This is a genomic window from uncultured Campylobacter sp. (genome assembly GCF_938045775.1).
In the GTDB taxonomy this organism is placed as follows: domain Bacteria; phylum Campylobacterota; class Campylobacteria; order Campylobacterales; family Campylobacteraceae; genus Campylobacter_B.
In genome coordinates, this window is the sequence record NZ_CALIBH010000037.1 from 1 (window position 1) to 1,398 (window position 1,398).

Here is a 1,398-nt window from a genome sequence, read left to right on the forward strand (position 1 = left end):
GCTCGAATCGCAAAGCAATATCGCCCGAGAAGCCGCAGAGCAGGCGATCAGCGCCACGCGTGGCTTGAACTATCCAAACGCTTTAAATTTGCCGCTTAAGCTCGAGGATCTGCCGCGCGGTATTGAGCCGTATATAAATTTAGTCTCCAAAATGGCCTATCTTGCGGCGCAGATCAACAAAGGTCCGATCAAATCGATTCGCATCGAGGGCAGCGGCGAGGTGGTGCAGTATCTAAAATCGATGCTCGTTTTTGCCATCGTAGGCGCGCTGCATGATTCTTTGGGCGACTCGCTAAATTACGTCAACGCTAAATTTCTTGCGGATGAAAAGGGGATTGAGACGAGCTTTGGCGAGCTTGCGCGCAGTGTTTATAAAAGCGAGATCGCTGTCAAGGTTACGACCGACAAAGCGATCTCAAACGTCGCGGGTACCGTATTTGACGGTAGCGAGGAGCGTATCGTAAATATCGGCGGATTTAAGACCGATTTTAAGCCGAAAGGCAAGATGATAATCTTTAAAAACACCGACGTACCGGGCGTTATCAAGTCAGTCAGTACGATCCTAGCCGACGAAAACATCAATATCGCGGACTTCCGCTTAGGCAGAGGCGAGGAGGGGGACGCTTTGGCGGTCATTTTGGTCGATTCCGAAGTGCAAAAAAGCACGCTCGATAAGCTGGCGGCGCTTCAAACCTGCCTAATGGTGCGCTACGCGGCGCTTTAGTACCTTCTCTGCTTGGGAGGCGGAATTTTAAATTTCGCCTCATCCAAATTCTTTATAATTTAAATTTACAATCCAGCCTACGACGGCGTTTGATGAGGCGATGTGGGAACGCGCGGCTAGGATTTTAGCGGAACTTGAGTACGTGCAGAGCCGCGCTTGCGGTACGTTGCGGTATGCGTTAGGCAGATACGTTTTGGCGTGCGGCTTTTACAAACGCCGCGTGCGCTTTAAATTTAACTCTCATCGCGAGCTTGCTTTTAAATTTCGTCCTTGCAGAGCTGCTTTTAAATTTCATCATCGCGGGCGCCGCCGATTAAATTTTGCCGCTATGCGAGTTCGGTATCCAAAGCTAAGCGTCGCGATACAAAATGCAGTTAAATTTTATTTATTAGACACGGCAAGGCGCTTTTGATTCAAATTTATGCGCGGCAGGCGCTTCATCTCTCTAATCGTATCGCCCGTTTAAATTTCGGGCGGCTACCGAGCGATTGCATTGCTGATTAAATTTAGGGCGGCTGTCGAGAAATTACACCGCTGATTAAATTTTACGTTTTGCCCAAATTCCACTTCGGTGAAAATTCCGCCCGGCGTAAATTTGGTCGATGCAAAATTCAGCCGTAATGCGCCCTGCTAATTTGTGAGTTTAAGCGTTTCGATTAGGCTTAAAATTTTGC

1 protein-coding gene is annotated in these 1,398 nt (G+C 48.5%); it reads left to right on the forward strand.

Annotated elements, in window-relative coordinates:
- The coding region (locus Q0238_RS01055; RefSeq protein WP_297942009.1) for an ACT domain-containing protein at nt 1-724 on the forward strand (724 nt) is incomplete at its 5' end.
- Between the last annotated feature and the right edge of the window lie 674 nt (nt 725-1,398).